2 protein-coding genes and 4 pseudogenes are annotated in these 5751 nt (G+C 75.2%); 5 read left to right on the forward strand and 1 reads right to left on the reverse strand.

The genetic code is table 11. The features are described 5' to 3' along the window. Nucleotides 1-12: 12 nt before the first annotated feature. Entirely contained in the window at nucleotides 13-198 is a 186-nt protein-coding gene (locus JNW89_RS25595) for a hypothetical protein (RefSeq protein WP_238450847.1), read from the forward strand. A gap of 30 nt (nucleotides 199-228) precedes the next feature. Here JNW89_RS25595 and JNW89_RS25600 read toward each other — a convergent pair. Next, nucleotides 229-1234, reverse strand: a pseudogene (locus JNW89_RS25600) (LacI family DNA-binding transcriptional regulator). Nucleotides 1235-1386: 152 nt separating this feature from the next. On the opposite strand from JNW89_RS25600, the pseudogene JNW89_RS25605 reads away from it, so the two are divergent. The 4 genes and pseudogenes from JNW89_RS25605 (at nucleotide 1387) to JNW89_RS25620 (ending at nucleotide 5533) form a co-directional block, all read left to right on the forward strand. Next, nucleotides 1387-2536: pseudogene (locus JNW89_RS25605) on the forward strand (Gfo/Idh/MocA family protein). Continuing rightward, nucleotides 2533-3685, forward strand: a pseudogene (locus JNW89_RS25610) (DUF993 family protein). Before JNW89_RS25605 ends, JNW89_RS25610 begins: the two co-directional pseudogenes overlap by 4 nt. A 46-nt stretch (nucleotides 3686-3731) precedes the next feature. Continuing rightward, a pseudogene (locus JNW89_RS25615) lies at nucleotides 3732-4528 on the forward strand (sugar phosphate isomerase/epimerase family protein). An 81-nt stretch (nucleotides 4529-4609) separates the two neighbouring features. Beyond that, nucleotides 4610-5533 carry a serine hydrolase gene (locus JNW89_RS25620; RefSeq protein ID WP_238450845.1) on the forward strand — a complete coding sequence of 308 codons (924 nt, stop codon included), beginning with the start codon at nucleotides 4610-4612 and terminating at the stop codon, nucleotides 5531-5533. The last annotated feature ends 218 nt before the right edge of the window (nucleotides 5534-5751 follow it).

Here is a 5751-nt window from a genome sequence, read left to right on the forward strand (position 1 = left end):
GCGTTCCCGGCGGTGAGCCTCGGGCCACCGTGGCTCCGCGCGGTCGCCGGCCCGCTGCCGGAGCTGCGGTTCGTGGCGACCGGCGGCATCGACGCCGGCAACGCCGCCGACTTCCTGGCCGCCGGGGCGAGGGTGGTGGCGGTCGGGTCGGCGCTGTCCGACCCCCGGCAGATCGACCGGCTGGCCGCGCTGGTCTGACCGTCGCAGCCGCCGACCCTGACCGGCGGGTCAGGCGGGGGCCGGGCCGAGGCTGTCGCGGCGGACGAGTTCGGCGGGGAGCACCTCGACCCGGGGACGGCCGGCGGCCGGTTCCAGGGCCAGGGTCATCGCGCGGCGCCCAGTTCCACCAGGGCAGCCGGACGGTGGTCAGGGCGGGCGTGACGTCGGCGGCCACCGGCATGTCGTCGAAGCCGACGACCGAGACCTCCTCGGGCACCCGGACGCCCCGGTCGCGCAGCAGGGTCAGCGCGCCCACCGCCATCGAGTCGTTGAGCGCGACCAGCGCGGTCAGCCCCGGCACCGCGGCCAGCAGCTCGTCCCCGGCGCGGGCGCCGCCGTCGCGGGTGAAGTCGGCGTACCGGACCCGCTCCGGCGGCAGCGCGGCGCCCAGCCCCTCGGCCACCCCGGCGAGGCGGTCGCTGGTGGTGGTGAGTTCCCGGGGACCGGCGATCACGCCGATCCGGTGGTGCCCCAGCCGGCGCAGCTCCGCGCCGAGCCGGCGCGCGCCGTCGGCGTTGGCCGGCATCACCGCGTCGCCGGGGTGCTCGTGCCGGCCGATCACCGCCACCCGACCGCCGGTCGCCTCGTACGCGGCCAGCTTCTCGGTGAGCCGGGCGGTGAAGTCGGGGTCGTGGTAGCCCGAGCCGGCCAGCACGATGGCGGCGACCTGCTGGGCCCGCAGCATCTCCACGTACTCCAGCTCGCGTTCCGGGTCGCGGTAGCTGTTGCAGATGATGACCAGCCGGCCCCGGTCGGTGGCCACCCGTTGCAGGCCCCGGGTCACCTCGGCGAAGTACGGGTCGGAGACGTCGTGCACCACCACGCCGACCACGCTGCGCTGCGGCCGGGCCAGCAGCTGGGCGTGCGCGTTCGGGACGTACCGCAGGTCGGCGACGGCCCGCAGCACGCGCTCGCGCAGCTCGTCGGCGACCGGCTTGCTGCTGCCGTTGATGACCCGGGAGGCGGTGGCGGGGGAGACGCCCGCGCGGCGGGCGACGTCGGCCAGCGTCGCCAATGGCCACCCCCTGCCCGCCTCGGTGCCGCGCGCCCCGCGGTCGGGCACAGGCTACCGCACGGGGCGTCAGGAAAGCCCTTGCCTGTGCTGTGGGCCGCCCCCTAGGCTGCCAGGAAAGCGCTTGCCTGAGCTGTCTGGGCGGAAGGACGACCATGGCCCGAAGGTCGATCGGCATCATCGTCAACGGCGTCACCGGTCGGATGGGATACCGCCAGCACCTGGTCCGGTCCCTGTTGGCCATCCGCGAGCAGGGCGGCCTGCCGCTGCCCGACGGCACCCGGATCTGGCCCGAGCCGGTCCTGGTCGGCCGGGACGAGGGCCGGCTGCGCGCCGTCGCCGAACGGCACGGGCTCACCGACTGGACCACCGACCTCACCGCCGCGCTGGCCCGCGACGACGTCGAGATCTACTTCGACGCCCAGGTCACCCAGCAGCGGGAGAAGGCGATCCGGCAGGCGATCGAGGCGGGCAGGCACGTCTACACCGAGAAGCCGCTCGCCGAGTCCAGTGCCGCCGCGCTGGAACTGGTCCGGGCCGCCGACGCGGCCGGCGTCCGCACCGGCGTGGTGCAGGACAAGCTCTTCCTGCCCGGCCTGCGCAAGCTCAAGCGGCTGATCGACGGCGGCTTCTTCGGCCGGATCCTCTCCGTGCGCGGGGAGTTCGGCTACTGGGTCTTCGAGGGCGACTGGCAGCCTGCCCAGCGGCCGTCCTGGAACTACCGGGTCGAGGACGGCGGCGGCATCGTGATGGACATGTTCCCGCACTGGCAGTACGTGCTGGAGGAACTCTTCGCCCCGGTCCGGGCGGTCACCTGCCTCGCCACCACCCACGTCCCCGAACGCGTCGACGAGACCGGCCGCCCCTACCCGGCCACCGCCGACGACGCCGCGTACGGCATCTTCGAACTCGACGGCGGGATCGTCGCCGCGCTCAACTCATCCTGGTGCACCGCGTGCACGCGACGAGCTGGTCGAGTTCCACGTCGACGGCACCGAGGGCAGCGCCGTCGCCGGGCTGCGCCGCTGCCGGGCGCAGCACCGGGCGGTCACCCCGAAGCCGGTGTGGAACCCGGACCTGCCGGCCACCGAGGACTTCCGCGCCCGGTGGACCGAGGTGCCCGACAACCAGGACTTCGACAACGGCTTCACGGTGCAGTGGGCGGCGTTCCTGCGGCACGTCGTCGCCGGTGAGCCGTTCGCCTGGGACTTCCTCGCCGGCGCGCGCGGCGTACAGCTCGCCGAGCTGGGGCTCCGCTCCGCCCGCGAGGGCCGCCGCGTCGAGGTGCCGGAGCTGACCCGGTGACCGCCACCGTCCGGCTGCCGGGCAGCGGGGCGTACCGGCTGCGCGGGGGCGCGGGCTTTCCCCGTCCCGCCGGCCCGGCGACCAGCCGGGTGGCGTACGCGGCGGCGCACGTGGTCGCGACCCGGGGGGCGGAGAACGTGCCGGGGCGCCCCGGCCGCCGTCGACTGGGAGTCCACCCTGGCCTTCCGGCGGCACCTGTGGTCGTACGGGCTCGGGGTGGCCGAGGCGATGGACACCGCCCAGCGCGGCATGGGGCTCGACCATCCGGCCACCCGGGAGCTGATCCGGCGCAGCGCCGCCGAGGCGCGGGCGGCCGGCGGGCGGATCGTCGCCGGCGTCGCCACCGACCAGCTTCCACCGGGACCGGCGTCGCTCACCGCCGTCGTGGACGCGTACACCGAACAGCTGGCCGAGGTGGCAGCCGCCGGCGCCCGGCCGGTGCTGATGTGCAGCCGGCAGCTCGCCGCCACCGCCACCGCCGCCGAGGACTACCTGCGGGTGTACGACCAGCTGCTCACCGCCGCCGACCAACCCGTCGTGCTGCACTGGCTGGGCGACATGTTCGACCCCGCGCTGGCCGGCTACTGGGGCTCGACCGACCTGGACGAGGCCACCGAGACGGTGCTGCACCTGGTCAAGGACCACCAGCGGCGGATCGACGGCATCAAGGTCTCCCTGCTCGACGCCGACCGGGAGGTCGCGCTGCGCCGCCGGCTGCCCGCCGGGGTACGCCTCTACACCGGCGACGACTTCCACTACCCGCAGCTGATCCGGGGCGACGAGCAGGGGCACTCCGACGCGCTGCTCGGCGTCTTCGCCGCCATCGCCCCGGCCGCCGCCGCCGCGCTGGCCGCCCTCGACCGGGGCGACCTCACCGGGTACGACGAGGTGTTCGCGCCCACCCTGCCGCTGGCCCGGCACCTCTTCGCCGCGCCCACCTGGCACTACAAGACCGGCATCGTCTTCCTCGCCTGGCTGGCCGGGCACCAGGACCACTTCACCATGGTGGCCGGGCAGCAGGCCGGCCGCTCGCCGGCGCACCTGGCCCGGCTGCTCGTCCTCGCCGACTCCGCCGGCCTGCTGCCCGACGCCGAGCTGGCCGCGGCGCGGGCCCGGGCCTTCTTCACGGTGGCGGGAGTGGCGCAGTGACCGTGCTGGGGGCCGGCGTCGGCGGGCGGGTGGTGCGGCCGAGGGGCTGGAGCGGTTCTCCTTCAACCAGGCCACCGGGAAGCACTGGCCGCTGGCCGAGGCCGTCGCGGGCTGCGCGGCGGCCGGCGTACCCGGGATCGGGCTCTGGCGGGAGCCGGTGGCCGAGTACGGCCTGGACCGCGCGGCCCGGCTGGTCCGCGACGCCGGGCTGACCGTCACCTCGCTGTGCCGGGGCGGCTTCTTCACCGCGCCGGGCTGGCGCGACGAGAACCGGCGGGCCATCGAGGAGGCGGCCACCCTGGGCACCGCCGAACTGGTCCTGGTCTCCGGCGGGCTGCCGCCGGGCGGCCGCGACCTCGCCGGGGCCCGGCGAATGGTCGCCGACGCCATCGCCGAGCTGGCGCCGGAGGCCGCCGCCGCCGGGGTACGGCTGGCCATCGAACCGCTGCACCCGATGTTCTGCGCCGACCGGTGCGTGGTCGCCACGCTCGGGCAGGCCCTCGACATCGCCGAGCGGTTCGACCCGGCGGTGGTCGGGGTGGTCGTCGACGCGTACCACGTCTGGTGGGACGACACCGTGCACGACCAGATCGCCCGCGCCGGCGCGCGGATCGCCGCGTTCCAGGTGGCGGACTGGGTGACCCCGCTGCCGGCGGGGGTCCTGCTCGGCCGGGCCTGCCGGGGGAGGGCTGCGTCGAGCTGCGCCGGCTGCGCGAGGCGGTCGACGCGGCCGGCTACACGGGTCCGATCGAGGTGGAGGTCTTCCAGGCCGACCTCTGGTCCCGCCCCGGCGAGCAGGTGCTCGCCGCCGCGATCGCCGGCTACCGCGACCACGTCCGCTGACCCCGCCCTCGGCCCGACCGACCCACCGTCGCAGCCGCAACGGGATGGCAGCGGAGCAGCCCGAGGCTCTAGGGTCGGCGGATGTCGACCCTTCCGCAGATCCGAGGCTCAGCACTCCTGGTGGCCGGCGACACCACGATCGCGGAGATCACCACCGACGACTGCACCCCGCGCACCCGGTTCCAGATCGCGTCGCTGAGCAAACAGTTCACCGCCGCGGCCGTCCTGCTGCTGGCCGAACGGGGCGTACTGCGCCTGGACGACCCGATCGGGCGCTGGATCGGCGGATGCCCGCGGTCCTGGCAGGACATCACGCTGCACCACCTGCTCGCACACACCTCCGGGCTGGGGCACTGGCACGACTACCCGATGATCGACCTGGCCCGCCGGGTGGAGGCGGTCGACCTGCTGGAGACGTTCCACCGGGTCGCGCCGCTGTTCCCGCCCGGTGAAGGCTGGCACTACAGCAGTCCGGGATACGTACTGCTGGCAAACGTGGCGCAGCGAGCCGCCGACGAGCCGTACCGGGACCTGCTCACGCGCACGGTCTTCGCGCCGCTGCAGATGGAACACACCTTCGCCGGCTCCCCGGCGGACCGAGCGGACGTCGCTCGGGGACACGACCGGGACGGCAGCCCGGTCCCGTCCTGGGAGCTGGACGTCGTGGGGATGGGGACCGGCGATGTCTGGTCCACCGCCGGGGATCTGCTCGCGTGGATCGACGGCCTACGGGCCGGGCGGCTGCTCGGCGAGCGGTATCGGAAGCTCATGCTGACCGAGCAGGCGCGGACCGGCGGCCGTGAGGACGCGAGCGGATACGGATACGGCTGGTTCCTCGGTGCGTGGGCGGGCCGGACCTGGTTCCACCACTCCGGGGAGAACGCGGGATTCCGCGCCTTCGACGCCTGCCTCCCCGACACGAACCTCCGAGTCGTGGTGCTGACCAACTGCGAGGCAACCGACCCCGCCGTCGTCACCGACCTGTTGGCGGTCGCGCTCGGCTGAACCGCCCCGCACCGCCTCGGGCGGTAACGCACCGCTGCGACGGCGTCAGACCAGCGAGACCAGCCGGGGCACCAGCTCCGCCGGCGCCGGCATCGCGGCGATCTCCCGGCGGACCTGCCCGGCCGCGGTCCGCAGGTCGGCGTCGGTCACCAGGTGGGTCAGCGTCTCGGCGTGATGTCCCGGGGGCGCAGCGCCAGGCCGGCGCCGCGGCGGGCCAC

It is taken from the genome of Micromonospora sp. 4G55 (genome assembly GCF_016803375.1).

What these genes read in the sequence shown, in the direction of transcription:
- JNW89_RS25620 (WP_238450845.1), top strand. Translation starts at nt 4,610, where the DNA reads ATGTCGACCCTTCCGCAGATCCGAGGCTCAGCACTCCTGGTGGCCGGC.